Source organism: Alkalibacterium sp. m-11 (genome assembly GCF_054658155.1).
This window is the reverse complement of sequence record NZ_BAAGIR010000574.1, coordinates 1-255: the sequence shown is the minus strand read 5'-3', so window position 1 is coordinate 255 and position 255 is coordinate 1. Positions and strand designations below refer to the sequence as shown.

General features: G+C 44.3%; 1 protein-coding gene. It reads right to left on the bottom strand.

What is annotated here, in order from left to right:
• A partial coding sequence (locus ACYQ2O_RS13655) for a transposase (protein WP_459783919.1) occupies window positions 1-255 on the bottom strand: 255 nt, incomplete at both ends.

Here is a 255-nt window from a genome sequence, read left to right as displayed (position 1 = left end):
AAGAAATCTTTGCGCTGATTGGCAATCTTCTCGTGCTTTTTGGCCACTTGAATGCGTGCTTTATTGCGGTTCTTACCGCCTTTTTGTTTGAGGGATAACGACCGTTGCGCTTTCTTCAGCTTCTTTTTGGACTTGTAAAGAGGTTTTGGATTTTTGTGCTTCTCAGTCTCCCCTAAATCATTGGTGGTGACCGCAAAATCCGAAATACCCAAATCAATCCCGATCTTCCGTTCAACTAATTGGGGCGTTTCGTCC